This window comes from Psychrobacter proteolyticus (assembly GCF_038155145.1).
Taxonomy (GTDB): domain Bacteria; phylum Pseudomonadota; class Gammaproteobacteria; order Pseudomonadales; family Moraxellaceae; genus Psychrobacter; species Psychrobacter proteolyticus_B.
The window spans coordinates 196290-212565 of record NZ_JBAKAY010000005.1; the positions used below are offsets into that span (position 1 = coordinate 196290).

Sequence of the window (16276 nt, forward strand, 5' to 3'; positions counted from 1 at the left end):
ATCGAGCCATCAGTCATAACGCTATAGTCAATCATCAACTATTAACTATAAATAGTCGTTAGTCACTTAATCCAAGTACATCTTGCATGTTGTACTGACCTACTTCCTGCTCAACAACCCAAGTTGCGGCACGTACGGCACCCGCGGCAAATGTCATGCGCGCACGCGCACGATGGGTAATCTCGACCACTTCGCCATCTGCGATAAACATCACAGTATGGTCGCCTACGATTTCGCCACCACGTACTGCGTGGATACCGATTGTCCCAGATTCGCGCTCGCCCGTTTGTCCTTCGCGGCCATAAATAGCAACGTCTTTTAGGTTTTGTCCGCGTGCTTCTGCGACGGCTTCGGCCATCATATATGCCGTACCAGAAGGCGCATCGATTTTGTGTTTATGATGGGCTTCGATGATTTCTACATCAGCATCATTACCAAACGCTTTGGCAGCCATACCGAGTAGCTTCAATGATAAATTAACGCCTGTCGAATAGTTACCCGCATATACGATAGTGATTTTCTCACTTGCCTTCGCCAGTACTTGTTCTTGCTGTTCATTGAATCCTGTCGTACCGATGACCATAGCAACATTATGCTCAGCACAAACTTGCATGTTTTTTTCAGTGGCGTCAGGCAAGCTAAAATCAATCAGCACATCGATATCATTAATCACAGCGGCTAAGTCATCAACGATTTGTACATTTAAATGGCCGATAGCAGCAACTTCGCCGGCATCTGCTCCAACTAGGCTAGAGCCTTGACGCTCAATCGCTGCTTTTAATGCAGTTTGCGGGTTATTCTGTACTGCCTCGATGAGCATACGACCCATACGTCCGCCTGCACCGATTACCCCAACGTTAATAGATTTATTATTCGCTTGTTCGCTCATACTTTTACCTTAGATGTTTTATATTTGGTGAAACTATTTTTGACTATCATTTATCGTAAGTTTAGCAAATATCATCACATGAATGGCTTTTTATACCATCAATAAAAAGCCCAAAGGTTTCATGTGAAACCTTTGGGCTTAGTTCAATACTAGCTACTTAGTTAGATTATTTCTTAATCGAACAAATCGCCGATTTTTTTGAAGAATGACTTCTTATGTGGCGACTGTTGATGCTTGCTGTCATCATCCAACGTGTCTTGGAATTGGCGTAGCAAGTCTTTTTGCTCACGAGTTAGATTTACTGGCGTTTCGATAACCACACGGCAAATCAAGTCACCTTTCATAGTAGTACGGACTGGCGTCACACCTTTGCCGCGTACACGCAGCAACTTACCGCTTTGCGTACCTTCTGCCACTTTGATTTTTACTTTGCCATCTAAGGTTGGGATTTCGACTTCTTTACCCAATGCTGCATCAGTGATGCTTACTGGCACATCCATATATAGGTCAGCACCTTGACGGGTGAATACATTGTGCTGTTTGACGCGTACTTCGACATATAGATCGCCGTTTTGTACGCCAGCACCGCCCGCTTCACCTTCGCCAGCTAGACGAACACGATCACCATCATCGACGCCTGCAGGGATAGAGACTTCTAAGGTGCGTGATTTGTCTTTTACGCCGTTACCATGACAGTCCGAACAAGGGTTTTTGATCTGTTTACCAGTACCGCCGCAATGAGGACAAGCTTGCTGTACCGCAAAGAAACCTTGCTGCATACGTACTTGACCTTGACCATGACAGGTCTGACAGGTAACCACATCGGAAGCATTTTTTGCCCCTTTACCATCACAGGTATCACAAGGCGCAGGAGCCGTGAAACTGATTTCTTTTTTGCAGCCACGTACAGCTTCTTCTAATGTCAGCTCAATCACATAACGCAAGTCAGAGCCGCGACGCGAACGCCCACCGCCGCCGCCACGTTGCTGACCGAAGATATCACCGAAGTTACCAAAGATATCGCCAAAGATATCTTGGAAGTTACCGCCACCTGCGCCGCCGAAGCCGCCGCCACCCATGCCGTTTTCAAAAGCTGCATGGCCCATACGGTCGTAGGCTGAACGTTTCTCTTCGTCGCTCAATACTTCATAAGCCATTGAAGCTTCTTTGAATTTGTCTTCCGAATCAGGATCATCAGAGTTGCGATCTGGATGGTATTTCATGGCAAGCTTACGGTAGGCTCGCTTAATTTCTTTGCTGTCAGCGGTCTTGCTGACACCTAATATTTCATAAAAATCGCGCTTACTCATGCTCTCTCCTATCGTCTTTACAGCCACACCGGTTCGTCAAATCATCAGCTCAATTGATAATTGTCTTAATCTTATTCGTGGTTCTTAGCTAACGGATATGTATAACGTTTCACATGAAACATAACAATTCATTATGCTATAGAACCATAATGCTTAGACTTAACCAACAAATACGGTGAAGGCTGCTTAGCCAAATCAATTATAAAAAGTTTGCGCTATTTATGGAGATGGTCTGCTGATTTATCAAGCTCTTAACTGACGAAATTAGCAGTTGGCATCGCTGCGGCAAAAGCCAAACGATTCATTAAGGTTACTGCAAAGCTTTTCGTACCTGAGCAGTGCCCAGTCGTGCTAATATTTACCGCCACATCTACGGTCATTTATACTTATAGTGATGACGCTTGCGACAAGGTATCAAGTCTTATGAAAAAGCTGGTTATTCTATTAATCATCATTGCGGTAGCAGTGTATGCAGGCTCGCCTTACTACAGCGCTTATCAGCTCAAAAATGCTTATGACGATAAAGACGGTGCCACTATCGCAGCGGCTATTGATTATGAGCAAGTACGACCAAGCGTCCAAAATCAGCTAACCAGCCAATTTGCGACGACAATGACTAAGTATCCACTAATTTCTGAACTGGGCGGTGAGCCGTTGACCCAAGCCGCGAATGGTTTTATCGCGCAGGCAGTTGAAGGGGCTATTACCCCGCAGAATATCGAAAAAGTGATTAATACCCAAGGTCAAGCCAATACAGCAACCAAAGAGCTAGCCGCAGCATGGGCCATCGCTAGCGATCAAGTCGACTTGAAAAACCTAATTCAGAGCTTAATTATTCAGCGCGGTGATATCGATGCCGTGGTCAAAAGCCAAATGCAGCAAGTCATGAAAAAACAAGCTGCCGAACTTGAGCAGCAAGTCGCCCAAGGCAATGACAGTGAAAAGCCAACGCTTAGCTACTGCGGTATCAATTGTTTTAGTATTAGTGGTCAGGTCAAAGGCTATCCTCTCACTATCGAGATGCAGCGTGAAGGGCTTATCAATTGGAAAATCGTTGATATCGTCTTACCATAAATTATTTAAGACAGCTTTTGAGATGCAAAAACGTCTGAATAGAACAAAAAAACCGCCCTATGAACTGATTCATAAGGCGGTTTTTTTACTTTGACTAGCAGTCCAATATCTTAAATTTTTGAATTACTGAAGCACTTAACCCTACCAATTAATTATTCAACACCCAAGAATTCTAGAAATTCTGGACTCTCAAAACTCGCCTGATATAGCACGCCATCTTCACGATAGATGGCAGGCGTCGCCATTACCGCAAGTCCAGATGCTTTTTCACGATTAGGTGTCACATGGTCAACCGTACAACTTGCTGATGCAGGTGTCATTCCACCTGTCAGCATCGCCTTATCAAATGCCTGACGACGACTGTCCTCATTCGCTTGGCACCAAATACCACGCATCTGCTTCGGTGACGCCTCATATATCGGATAGCCGATGACATTGACCGTCACGCCTTTTGCATTGAGTGATGGCACTTGCTGATGTAGTCGGCGGCAGTAAGGGCAGTTCACATCATCTGCCACATAGATAACGGCTCTTTCAGTAGTGGTCGCTGGATAAGTAATCAGCTGGCTTTTGTCCAATGACGCAAACACAGACTGGTTTTTGCGTTTTTCAAAGTTCTCATCAAGGCCGATAAATTGACCGTTTTCGATGACTGATATTTCACCATCGGTAATGTACTGCGCATCGTCCGATAGTAAAAACGGCACGCCTTCTAGCGTTGCACCCCAGATGACACCCGGTACTGCGGTATAAAAGAATGGTGTTTTCGCGCTCATGTTCTTAAGCGCAGCCATATTTGCTAGCATGTCAGACTTGACACTCGCATTGACAGGTTCGCCTACCTGTGCACTTGTGCTACGTACTGGTGTTTTAGTGACAACTTGCTTACTTGGATTCTTCTGTAGCTCACCCTGTATGACGTAACGGCCATCTTCGGTGATGTGCAGCGGCAACTGGCCGGCCAAATTTACTTGGTACATATTAGGCAGTTTGGATGGCACAATAGAAGTAATCTGTGTTTTGATGCCTGCTTGGGTCAATATTTGACGCAATCGCTTATCAACAGTCGCACTCACTGCTTGAGCTACTTGTGAATTTGTAGTGCTTTGCGTTACGTTATTGCTATTAGCATCCGCTGAACTTGGCTGAGCGCAAGCAGTGGTTGCTAATAGTATGACGCTGATTAGGCTAGCGGACTTTAATACAGGTAATGTCACAGAGAGATTCCTATCTGGTTTTTAATAATGACAGTTTTCAATATTAAGACCAATTCCAAATCTACAACTAACTGAAAGGTAGTAATACATTTTCTGATTAGTCAGATTTTTAGAGTTGGTTTAAGGGTTGTCTGTCATAAAAATATAGATAAAAAAGACTGTAGCATATGGGATAGTTTTGCAAAGCACTAAATGGCTAAAGTCGCAAAACTGCTACTTAGCTTTAAGAGATAGGCAACACAGGTAGGTAGTAGACATAAATACAATATAGCAGACCGCAAAAAGCAGCACACTAAGTAGCGGCTGCTAACGGGTTTAAAACGATAGTTTCAAGACAAATACTAATGCCAAAGCTTAATAATTTTAGTGCTTATTTCTTAAAACTTGGCAACTTCTTCTGGCGTTAAGAAACGGCTATCGCCTTTTTCTAGACCTTCTAGATTGATGTGACCGATACTGGCGCGGTGCAGCTCAGTTACTCGATTACCGAAGTAACCCATCATCCGTTTGACCTGATGATATTTGCCCTGCTCTAATGTTAGGCGTGCATGTTTTTCATCAATGAACTCAAGAATAGCAGGCTTGGTTGGCTCATAATCACCTTCAAGCAAGATACCTTCCGCCACTTTCTTCACGGCTTTTTCTTGTGCATCACTATCCATCGCATCTGCCAAAGTCAGCTCGTACACCTTTGCGTGCTCGTGCTTAGGACTGGTGACACGATGTAGCCAGCCGCCATCATCACTCATGAGCAATGCGCCAGTAGTATCGACATCGAGACGTCCAGCGATACGCAAGCTGCCCAATTCTGGTACAGCAATCAGTTCGGTGACAATTGGATACTCTTTAACTTTTAGCGTGCACTCAAAACCTTCAGGCTTGTACAACAAGATATAGCGATTGCCCGCAGCAACCGACAACGGCTCGCCTGCCCACATCACATCATCATTGACGACATCGACATGTAGGCCAGGATCTTTAACCACTTGATCGTTTACGGTAATCTCGCCTGCGTGCATGATCTTTTTTGACTCTTTACGCGACAGCTCGGTGGCTTTACTAATGAATTTATCTAAACGCATACTATTTACTACCATCGGTTTTATTATACCAGCCCTAAATCAGAAACTAACGACGCCAGCACTCAGCTGTGAGCGGCTCGTTATCTTCGATGGTTAGAAATGGTACTATAATGAAAAATTAAATGAACACTGTGCTCAATACAAAGCCAGTGAAAGTCAGACCAGTTTAACATATCCAACCTAAGCCTGATGAAATATGAGCTATCAAACACTAAAACGTGCCGTTACCACGCGACTCGAAATTAAAAAATCTGAGTTTATCGCTTACGCCTATCCGGTGACCTCTCGCGATCAAGCAATGTTTCACGTGGAACAGCTACGCGAGCAATATCCCGATGCCCGGCATTTCTGCTGGGCATACATCATCGGTGATCCAGATAATACCACTAGTGCTGGTTTCGATGATGATGGCGAGCCTAGCGGTACGGCTGGTCGACCGATATTGAATGTGCTACAACATAAGTCAATCGGCAACGTTATTATCATCGTAGTACGTTACTTCGGTGGTATCAAATTGGGTGCTGGCGGTCTCACCCGTGCTTATGCAGGCTCTGCTCAAGCGGCAGTTGACGAGATGATATTAAACCCTTATGTACCGATGACCCAGATTCAGATCCTGGCAGAATTTGCGACTGAAGCGCAATGCCGCTATATGATAGAAAGTCTTGGCGGTCATATCGACGATGTCGCCTATAGCAAGCAAGTAACCTTAAACGCCACACTTGCTGAAGCAGATGTCGAAAATTTAAAAGCGCGCTTAGCAATGGATGGTCGAGTATTGGATAAACCAGAAGACTAAAAATCTGACTAGCTATTCTCGTCGCAAATTTTAGATAGTCTTCTTTTCAATATATTTATTTATTAGATTTTTCAGTAATTGCTTATCGGTAAATGATTTTTAGTAGCTACTTCTCAGTAAATGCTTTCAGTGGCTAATTCTCAGTAGCTGTTTTCAGTAATCATGCGTTCACTGAAAATTATTGGTTTTCACAGGTACTGGCGTTATGATAAAAAAACCTTTATCACACTACTCTATTTGTTTTTCCACGATCATTAAATAAGACCAAAATATGTCAACTTCAACCAAACCTTTTTCTCCAGCCCCTTTTAAGCCGCCCTTTTGGCTAACCAATCCACACTTGCAAAGCATCTTGCCTAAGTTTTTCGCGCCAAAGGCACCGACCTACCGCCGTGTGGTCGAAAAAGACTCACTGGACGAGAGCGATATTGCCTATGACTTTTATGATGCGCATCCTGTAGAAGCATCAAAAGATGGCGAGCTTGAGCAAACCCCATTGATTGTACTATTCCACGGTATGGAAGGTAGTAGTGACAGTCATTACGCACGCGCACTAGCGTACCAAATGCACACGCAAGGCTGGCACTTTGTGGTGGCACATTTCCGCAGTTGCGGCGGTATTCCTGCTAGTGGCACGGTATTTTATAATGCAGGCGACACTGACGAGGTGCATCATGCGCTACAGAATTTGCGTGAGCAGTATGCCAATATCTACGCAGTTGGTGTCTCATTAGGTGGCAATGCACTGGCCAAATATATGGGCGAATATGAGGACAAAGTCCTTTGTAAAGGTGCAGTGGTTATCTCCGCGCCAGTCGATATGTCCTCAGCTGCCATTACTATGCATAGCTTCTTGAGTCATCGTATCTATACGCCTTATCTGCTTAACCCAATTATCAAAAAAGCATTGGCAAACGATCTTACTCAAGATGAAATCAACTCTATCAAAGCTGCCAATCGTATCAGTGATTTTGATGATATTTTTACCGCGCCGCGTCACGGATATCGCTCCAAAAACGACTATTACCATACCGCATCCGCCATGCCGTATTTGCGCAACGTCACTCACCCTCTGCTATTAATCAGTGCAAAAGACGATCCTTTTATTGGCTTTACTGCTACGCCAAATGATGTCTCTGAGAGTGTCACTATCTTAGATACTGACCACGGTGGGCACATCGGTTATTTGCGTTATCGCTCAGACAACGGTCAGTCCAAAAACAAATCGTCTGTCAGTAATAATAAAGAGTCTAAGACTTCAAAATTCGATATTAACTGGATACCTGAAACGGTCAGCGCTTATTTTAATTGGATTGGTGTGGCTTCTATTAGCGAGTCTTCTCAGGATATGGGCTCTGACAATAAATAATCACTGTCAGCAACAACAAAATAATAACGCCAACGTTTATAACCTTTTGAGAGTGTTTTATGTACCCATTTATCCGTTATGCTAGCACCATTGCTCATGCTGCCCTAAAAGCAAAAAAAGGCGACACACTGACGTTTAAGGACACCAGTGAGATTCAGTTTCGCTGCCGCTTATCCGATATAGATAATTTTTTGGAGATGAATAACGGTCGCGTATTTACGCTTTATGATTTGGGTCGTATGGATTTTGCGGTTCGAACTGGGCTTGGCAAGCAATTGTTAAAACAACGCTGGGGCTTGGTCATCGCTGGCAGCACTATTCAATACCGTAAGCGTATTCGCGCCTTTCAAAAAGTCACACTCAAGACCAAAATCGTCGGTATCGACGCGCGTTGGTTGTATATTGAGCAATCAATGTGGGTCAAAGGACAGCCTTGCTCATCTGGACTACTGCGTACCGGTGTAACCAAAGGTGGCAGAGTGATCGACACGGCACAAGTACTGGCTGCACTGGGCCAATCTAACTGGGATCTACCGCCAACGGGTTACGTGGCTGAGTGGATCGAAAGTGATGCTGATCGTCCGTGGCCGCCTGTCGATACAGCTGACTAACTTAACCTTATAAGCTAGTAATCTATTACTTTTAACTTATTTAACAGATAGTACAAGCAAGCAACCTTATAGCTACTATTTCATAACAACTCATTATATAAATACATATAATAAATGTTAGGATAGTAGTGAGTACATACTCAGACAAAACAAATATAGTCTTATAAGGAGAATAATATGGCTAATACAACAGATTATGTCGGCACATTATTTGATAATAGTGAATCAAACCCAAGCAAAATTACTTTAGCGTTTACCATGGCAGGCGTGGCACTGAAAAAAGGCCATTCTGCTACTGTGATATTAATGGTAGATGCCGTACATTTGGCAAAACCAAACGCGCTAGACAATGTAGATATCGGCGATCCGTTTGAGCCAGCTGGTGAGTTACTAGAAGCCTTTATCGAAAAAGGTGGTCAAGTATTGGTCTGCGGCGCTTGTATGAAACACAACGGTGTAGAAGAGTCAGATATCGACAAGCGCTTTGAAGTAATTAGTGGTGATGATGTGGTTGAGCTATTGATGAATGCGAAAGGGTCGTTGCAGTTGAATTAAGATATTCGTAAATGGTTCATTTGTATAATCCTACGAGATAGTAAAGAAACATCAGATATTCTAGTGTTTCTTTTTTCGTTTAGATTGGCAGAGTACTTATTAATAATATAACGTGAACCCTACCATTGATAATAACGATTTTACCCGTTCGGTATCACAGAGTATGATGAACACTGGTAGTACACACCCTATCTATCGTGACTGCTCATTATCTGACTATTATATTTACAATGTATGCCCGCATCATAGGCTGGGCGTAGCTAACACTATGTAGGACAACCGAATACTATGGCCAACTTCCCCATTATCAGAATACGTACGCGCCGCAAATATTACCGCCTTATCTTTACAGGTCTGATGGCGATGATGATGTCACTGATTATCTCAACGGCGCTATTGGTGGTCAAACAAGGCTTTATCGACGGATTTTTTATGGAGTTGATGCATTCGTGGGGACTGGCCTTTATGTTTGCGTGGCCAAGTGCCTACATCTGCGCCTATCTAGTACAAGAGCACGTACTGAGTAGGATAGAATTTTATTAAACAGTATCGATAGCTATCATAATTCTGAGTCATCGTCGTTATAAAATAGTTTAGATATAGGGCAAGCAAGTCAAGGTTCTATAGAGAATAGACTGAACTGGCCTAATGCCGTATTCCATATACATGCGATTGACAATCTAACGCTAGAGAATATGACCGATGTAAGCCAAGCTTTCTATAACAAAATTCCGTTAGCGCAAATGTATCCGACTCCTAGACGACCAGTCTATTTTTAAGTATAGTATCTTTGTTAGTCGATAACCTATAAGCATCATTATCATGGTATCGTTTCTACTATAAGAAAAAATACATTGGTGAATGACCTTGATTAGATGATGTTTATAGTCGGTTATTCATACACTTATACATAAATTAAATCATAAATATATAAAGGAAATCATCATGCGTAGTGCTATTCATAACAGCTTTGGCAAACCTTCTGACGTATTGAGCGTTGGCGACAGCCCGATGCCGCAGCCTGCTGCCAACGAAGTCCGTATCAAAACCATCCTCTCCCCTATTCACAACCATGACATGCTGACAGTGAGTGGACAATATGGCTATAAGCCTGAGATGCCAGCCATCGGTGGTAGTGAAGCGCTAGGCATTATCGATGCGGTGGGCGATGATGTGACAGACTTTAGTGTGGGTCAACGGGTGGCGTGTGCCAGTGTGCATGAGACGTGGGCGGAGTATTTTGTTGCCCCTGCCAGCATGGTGTTTAACATGCCTGATACTATCGAAGACGAGTTAGCTGCCCAACTGATTGCTATGCCGCTGTCTGCCTTAATGTTATTAGAATTCTTAGAAGTAGATAAAGGTCAATGGATTATTCATAACGCGGCGAATGGTGCTGTTGGTAAAACGCTTGCGATGCTAGCAGCAGCACGCGGTGTAAATACGATTAACCTCGTACGTAGTAAAGATGCGATAGAAGAGCTGACCTCGCTCGGTATCAAAAACAATGTCGTCACCGCTGATGATGACTGGAAAGACCAAGTTCGCGCCATCATCGGCGATGACAAGATCACAGCAGCCGTTGATTCAGTCGGTGGTGAGTCGAGCAATGAGCTGCTATCCCTGCTGGGTAGCAAAGGAACGCTGGTCTCATTCGGTATCATGTCAGGCAAGCCAATGGCACTGGACGCTGGTAGCCTGATCTTTAAGCAAGCCACGGTAAAAGGATTCTGGGGCAGCAAAACCAGCCAAGAAATGGATCTAGACAACAAACAACGCCTGATCACTGAATTGCTAGAACGCGCGTCGAATGGCGATTTGAAGCTACCGATTGAAGCTGTTTATAGCTTGGACGATATCGCAACAGCGGTCTCTGGAAAAGTACAATCTAGTAAAAAAGGCAAAGTGCTTTTAAAACCTTAATTCCTACACTCGCCTCCTAATTTCGTAATAAGGGCAAAAACCAGCGGTATTAGCAAATATAAGAAAGCCCCTGTGTATTAGCGATAAGATACGGTGGGCTTTTTTAACCATTCTGCTGTAGCAGTAATCATATCTATCGCCAAGCCAATCAGCGCAAATAGTAAGATTTAATAAGGATATAACCATGTCAAACGATACAATATTCAAAGCATTAGTCGTTGAAGAAACCAGCGATGGTGAATTCAAAAAAAGCATTCAAGAGCGCAAAGTTAGTGACTTACCAGAAAATGACTTGCTCATCGAAGTACATTATTCGTCGTTAAACTTTAAAGATGCGATGTCGGCCACTGGTAATAAAAGAATCACCAAACAGTACCCGCATACCCCTGGTATCGATGCAGCTGGCGTCGTCGTCAGTGACAAATCAGGCACGTTTACTGTAGGGCAAGAAGTATTGGTATTCGGCTATGATCTCGGTATGGATACGGATGGTGGTCTGGGTCAAATGATATCAATCCCAGCAGATTGGGCACTGGCTTGTCCAGAAACGCTCACCCTAAAAGAAGCAATGACCTATGGTACTGGCGGCTTAACCGCAGCGCTAAGTGTGCAAAAGCTAGAAAAAATGGGCGCAAAACCCAGTGATGGCCCAGTTGCTGTGACTGGCGCAACAGGTGGCGTCGGTACAATCAGTATCGCTATCTTAAAGCAGCTCGGCTATGACGTGATTGCATTCTCAGGTAAGCCAGAGCAAAGCGAGCATCTAAAAGAGCTTGGCGCGAGCGAAGTACGTCATCGCGATACCATCAATGAAATCGGTAATAAGCCTGTCGGCCGTGAGCTATGGGCAAACGCCATTGATACCATCGGCGGCGACTACCTATCTAACTTGCTCAAACAAACCAAAGCAGGCGGCGCGGTGACGAGCTGTGGTCTAGCGGGTGGTGCTGAGTTTTCGATGACGGTCATGCCGTTTATCACCCGCGCGGTGTCGCTATTGGGTATCGACTCGGTCTATATTCCACTGGCTGACAAAGAAGCCATTTGGAAGCGTGTTGCCACTGATATGAAACTGCCTAATCTTGAGAGCTATGGCGAAGAGATTACGTTAGAGCAAACACCAGAATATTTAGATCGTTTTATGTCGAGCAAAGTGGTTGGCCGTTATGTAGTGAATGTGAAAGGATAGGATGTTTAGCTTAGCAGTTGAACATTATAAAAAGGCAGCATCTCCGTTGAGGTGCTGCCTTTTTCTGTTTTAATAGTTATTATTTCTGCCGAGCAATATTTTAGTTTAATATTATTAAATACAAACTCGTATTATATAAATTTAATAAAGTTAAGTTTTTTAGGAGTTATAAATTATGAATAATGGTGTAGCATTGGAAAAATTTACTCAGCAGGTTTATACATACTTACTCAATATGAAAGATGAAGGAGTTATTGTAGAACAAAATTTCCAACTTATAGATAAGCATCATATTTCACATCAAATCGACGTTTTTTATCAATTTGAGAGGGCTGGAATTACTCATAAGGTTGCAATTGAATGCAAAAACCATAGCAGACCAATTGAAAATGGTAAAGTGGCAGAGTTTTATGGAAAACTTGCTCATGCAGGTAATATTCAGAAAGTAATGGTTTCAAAGTCAGGTTATCAGGAAAAAGCAAAACAAATGGCTGAAGCTTATGATATTTTACTTTTGACAATAGACGAACTTCCAAAAATTAATGAGCTACTAGCTAAACGTTTGAAAAGTGTGGCATTACCAGACGAAAATGCTATTGGTGAACCTTTTTGGACAATAATGGAGAAGCGACAAGGAGAATTAACAGGAAGCTACTACTCAGTTGACCATCCAGTTAGTCACAAACAGAATATACCTCTATTTTACTCTAAAATACATGCTGAGCGAGAGTTTAATAATTCAGAACTTAGTAAAAGTAACTGGTGCATTAGAGGAATGCCGCAGCACGTTTTTAGAACATTCCTAATTCTACTAGAGCTTACAGAAAGAAGAGGGCAAGGGGCAGAAATATTCTTCTTACCTAGTGGTACTATTGAAAATGCTGATTTCATAAGATTGCCAACAACTAGAGAAGATTTAATAGCTGAATATTATCATGGTAAGATGCCTACAGTTCAAAGCTAATTCATTTGAATTAAATGCTTCGGCCCTGTACAGGTAAGTTAAAATAGAAGATATCGTTAACTAAATTAATATATTTAGAATTACGAAGCTACTGTTAGTCATTTTTTACCATGTAGCTGATTATTATTCTTTCATCACAATATTTTTATATAGAAAAGGAGTGGTCAACGCCACTTCAAATGGCTAGCGAGCTTAGGTTTCCTATGGGCACAACCGAGCCTTTAAATGATAATATTGTAGATAGCTTTATTTCATTAATTAGGAAAGTATCGGGTCCAATAGGGCATCAGCAAATAGTAGAAATATTTAAACGACACTTTTGTAAAGTTTCCAACGATCGTTATTCACGTAGTTCTTCTCTAGAGTGTGCAGAGTCTGATATGGTTACCCAAGCATATAATGCTGCTAAGGATGCACCCAATTTTATAGCAGCCATATATGAGGCCTTAGAAGAACTTGAACATAAAAAGACTGCTGTACCAACAGTACAACACATCAATCAGATACTGAAAAATAATAATGCTAATTATGAAATCGTTGGAGATCAACTAATCCAAAATGCAGGAAGTGTGGCTACTCCAGAATTAAGTGAATCATTATCAACTATAGTCGAGTAAATTTAAAAGTAGTACAAGGCAACCAAGTGTAGATGTATATGTGATACTTCAATCGAGGTTAACGCTGTGATACTTTTATAGTGGAATAACTATATAGTAATGAGAGCCCTAGGTGATGCAAAAGCTTTAATAGGAACTGTAGACTCATCAAGCGCAATTGATCGTGCTCATACAGCGCTTCATGGTTACTTAGTACAACTCTGTACAGACAGTAGTATAGATCTGCCAAATGATCCGACAGTATCTAAAGCTTTTAAAGAACTTAGGAACTATCATCCAGCATTAATAGCTTCTGGTAATCGGTCTGAAGAGATTACTAGAGTTTTGAACTCTTTTGCTGCATCAATTGATGCTTTTTCCACATTAAGAAATAAAGCAAGCCTTTCACATGTGAATGAGCTTTTGGATGTTCCAGAAGCAACAGCTACAGTTAATGCTATGAATACTGTATTCAGATATGTACAGGACTCTATACAGAGAAAAAACAATCAATCTTTTCAATCAAAAAACACCCGATAAGTTGAGTATTTTTGCCATTTTATTTAAAAGTTAAATGAGTAATTACTTCCATTCAACTGTAGCAGGTGGCTTACTCGATAGATACGCTTATTATATTTTAGTCTACGACTTGTAGAGTGTTTTAGCCTCGATTGCAGCGGTTATCCTTGTGTGACTACTAGATTGCAGCGACTTAGCCTGCCGTGGTCTCGCGGTAGCAGAAACACGGCGGGCTTTAGTCGCGGCTCTAGTGGGCAGACAAGATAATAGCGGAAAGCGAGATTAGCTCCAAAGCATTTAAACAAAAAAAACACCCAACCAAGTTGAGTGTTTTTTATAGCTATAGCGAGAGCATTTGATTATTGACAAGCTGTTCATCAATTCAAAAAATTTGAGTAGCGAGGAAAACGAGTGATAGCACTACATCAAGTAGGCTGAACGAGTTTGACGACGCTAATCAGATTTTTAGTTTGATGTTATTCCCACTCAATCGTTGCAGGTGGCTTGCTCGAAACATCATAAGTCACGCGTGATACTTCAGCGATTTCATTCATGATACGGTTCGATACGGTCTCGATCAAATCATACGGCAGATGCGCAAAGCGTGCCGTCATAAAGTCTACCGTCTCAACCGCACGTAGCGCGATTACCCACGCATAGCGGCGGCCATCGCCGACCACGCCGACTGATTTGATTGGTTGGAATACCGCAAATGCTTGTGCCGTCTTGTCATACCAGCCTGAGCGCTCAAGCTCTTGCATAAAGATTGCATCAGCCAAACGCAGGATATCCGCATATTCTTTTTTGACTTCACCAAGGATACGCACGCCCAAACCTGGACCTGGGAACGGGTGACGATAGATCATTTTGGCTGGTAGACCTAAGGTAATACCAAGCTTGCGTACTTCGTCTTTGAACAAATCACGTAACGGCTCAATCAGTTTAAATGCCAAATCATCTGGCAAACCGCCTACGTTATGGTGGCTCTTAATCACGTGTGCTTTGCCTTGATGTGACTTAGCAGATTCGATCACGTCTGGGTAAATCGTACCCTGTGCCAAGAACTCAACGACTTTACCATCGCTCTGCTCACTTACTTGACGCGCGCTATCAGCGAATACGTCAATGAAGGTTTTGCCGATGATTTTACGTTTTTTCTCTGGGTCAGACTCGCCTGCTAGCGCATCTAAGAACAAGTCTTCGGCATCAACACGGATGACTTTTACACCCATGTTTTCTGCAAAGATTTGCATCACTTGATCGCCTTCATGCAGACGCAATAGACCGTTATCGACGAACACACAAGTCAGCTGATCGCCAATTGCTTTGTGCAATAGCGCGGCAACGACTGAACTATCAACACCGCCTGATAGACCTAGCAGTACTTGCTTGTCACCGATTTGCTCTTTTAACTGTGCAATACGCATATCAGCGATATTGTCTGGCGTCCACTCACCTGCACATTCACAGATTTGATGTACGAAACGACCAAGCAGCGCTTGACCTTGTAGCGTATGCGTGACCTCTGGGTGGAACTGTAGGCCGTAGTATTGCTTGTCATCATTGGCCATAATCGCGATTGGACAACTTGGCGTGCTAGCGATGATGTCAAAGCCTTCAGGTACTTCGATGACCTTGTCACCATGACTCATCCAAACGTTTAGTTTGGCAGCAGCGCCGTCAGTCTTGCTTTCTTCGATGCCGTCAGTCAGCTGCGAGTGACCATTTACTTCGATAGTCGCCGCACCAAACTCATGAATATCACTGGCATGAACTTGCCCGCCAAAGCGATCTGCCATTGCTTGCATACCGTAGCAGATACCTAGTACTGGCACGCCTAGATCAAATACCGCATCGTTGATACGTGGGCTGTTTTCTGCGTGGACGCTCTCAGGGCCACCTGACAAAATGACGCCTTTTGCGCCAAAATCGATGATGCGCTGAGTGTCGATATCATAAGGGAACATCTCACAAAACACCCCAGAATCGCGCACACGGCGAGCGATTAACTGGCTATATTGCGAGCCAAAATCGAGGATTAAGATGCGATCTTCTTTGATTGCAGGAGTGGCAGCAGCAGTGGTCATAAATCGATATCCATCAATAGATAAATTGGTGCCCTATTTTAACAAGTTTACGCACTATAAGGGTTACTTCCTCCGCAAAATTTCGTTATTCA

16 protein-coding genes are annotated in these 16276 nt (G+C 43.1%); 11 read left to right on the forward strand and 5 right to left on the reverse strand.

All coding sequences use genetic code 11. The features are described from left to right. Positions 1-58: 58 nt before the first annotated feature. A complete protein-coding gene (gene dapB / locus V6252_RS08170) occupies positions 59-889 on the reverse strand; it encodes a 4-hydroxy-tetrahydrodipicolinate reductase (protein ID WP_341610031.1) in 831 nt (276 codons plus the stop codon). Between the two features lie 173 nt (positions 890-1062). After that, on the reverse strand, positions 1063-2199 hold the full coding sequence (gene dnaJ, locus V6252_RS08175; RefSeq protein ID WP_057757637.1) for a molecular chaperone DnaJ: 1137 nt from the start codon (positions 2197-2199) through the stop codon (positions 1063-1065). Positions 2200-2622: 423 nt separating this feature from the next. Between dnaJ and V6252_RS08180 the strand changes: the two genes are divergently transcribed. Then, positions 2623-3273 (forward strand): DUF2939 domain-containing protein, encoded by a 651-nt coding sequence (locus tag V6252_RS08180; protein ID WP_341610032.1) that lies wholly within the window; start codon positions 2623-2625, stop codon positions 3271-3273. A 152-nt stretch (positions 3274-3425) separates the two neighbouring features. Here the strand turns inward: V6252_RS08180 and V6252_RS08185 are convergent, their stop codons facing one another. Next, positions 3426-4490, reverse strand: a complete 1065-nt coding sequence (locus V6252_RS08185; protein WP_341610033.1) for a disulfide isomerase DsbC N-terminal domain-containing protein — start codon at positions 4488-4490, stop codon at positions 3426-3428. A 377-nt stretch (positions 4491-4867) separates the two neighbouring features. After that, positions 4868-5572 (reverse strand): pseudouridine synthase, encoded by a 705-nt coding sequence (locus V6252_RS08190; protein ID WP_102091327.1) that lies wholly within the window; start codon positions 5570-5572, stop codon positions 4868-4870. Between the two features lie 196 nt (positions 5573-5768). On the opposite strand from V6252_RS08190, the gene V6252_RS08195 reads away from it, so the two are divergent. From V6252_RS08195 to V6252_RS08240, 10 genes are all read left to right on the forward strand, one after another. Continuing rightward, positions 5769-6371, forward strand: a complete 603-nt coding sequence (locus V6252_RS08195) for a YigZ family protein (RefSeq protein ID WP_341610034.1) — start codon at positions 5769-5771, stop codon at positions 6369-6371. Positions 6372-6642: 271 nt separating this feature from the next. Next, a complete protein-coding gene (locus tag V6252_RS08200) occupies positions 6643-7740 on the forward strand; it encodes a YheT family hydrolase (protein WP_341610035.1) in 1098 nt (365 codons plus the stop codon). A gap of 59 nt (positions 7741-7799) precedes the next feature. Further along, positions 7800-8351: an acyl-CoA thioesterase gene (locus tag V6252_RS08205; RefSeq protein WP_341610036.1), complete on the forward strand. Its 552-nt coding sequence runs from the start codon at positions 7800-7802 to the stop codon at positions 8349-8351. A 177-nt stretch (positions 8352-8528) separates the two neighbouring features. Beyond that, a complete protein-coding gene (locus V6252_RS08210; RefSeq protein WP_102078217.1) occupies positions 8529-8906 on the forward strand; it encodes a DsrE family protein in 378 nt (125 codons plus the stop codon). Between the two features lie 288 nt (positions 8907-9194). Next, on the forward strand, positions 9195-9449 hold the full coding sequence (locus tag V6252_RS08215) for a DUF2798 domain-containing protein (protein WP_341610037.1): 255 nt from the start codon (positions 9195-9197) through the stop codon (positions 9447-9449). Between the two features lie 402 nt (positions 9450-9851). After that, positions 9852-10829 (forward strand): zinc-binding dehydrogenase, encoded by a 978-nt coding sequence (locus V6252_RS08220; RefSeq protein ID WP_341610038.1) that lies wholly within the window; start codon positions 9852-9854, stop codon positions 10827-10829. Positions 10830-11013: 184 nt separating this feature from the next. After that, a complete protein-coding gene (locus V6252_RS08225; RefSeq protein ID WP_290178189.1) occupies positions 11014-12018 on the forward strand; it encodes a YhdH/YhfP family quinone oxidoreductase in 1005 nt (334 codons plus the stop codon). Positions 12019-12193: 175 nt separating this feature from the next. Beyond that, the gene (locus tag V6252_RS08230) at positions 12194-12982 is read left to right on the forward strand and encodes a restriction endonuclease (RefSeq protein WP_341610039.1); all 789 of its coding nucleotides are present in this window, start codon (positions 12194-12196) and stop codon (positions 12980-12982) included. Positions 12983-13185: 203 nt separating this feature from the next. Then, positions 13186-13599 carry a hypothetical protein gene (locus V6252_RS08235; RefSeq protein WP_341610040.1) on the forward strand — a complete coding sequence of 138 codons (414 nt, stop codon included), beginning with the start codon at positions 13186-13188 and terminating at the stop codon, positions 13597-13599. Positions 13600-13698: 99 nt separating this feature from the next. After that, a complete protein-coding gene (locus V6252_RS08240) occupies positions 13699-14118 on the forward strand; it encodes an abortive infection family protein (protein ID WP_341610041.1) in 420 nt (139 codons plus the stop codon). 455 nt (positions 14119-14573) lie between these two features. Here V6252_RS08240 and guaA read toward each other — a convergent pair whose 3' ends face one another. Further along, entirely contained in the window at positions 14574-16184 is a 1611-nt protein-coding gene (guaA, locus tag V6252_RS08245) for a glutamine-hydrolyzing GMP synthase (protein ID WP_341610042.1), read from the reverse strand. Positions 16185-16276: the final 92 nt, after the last annotated feature.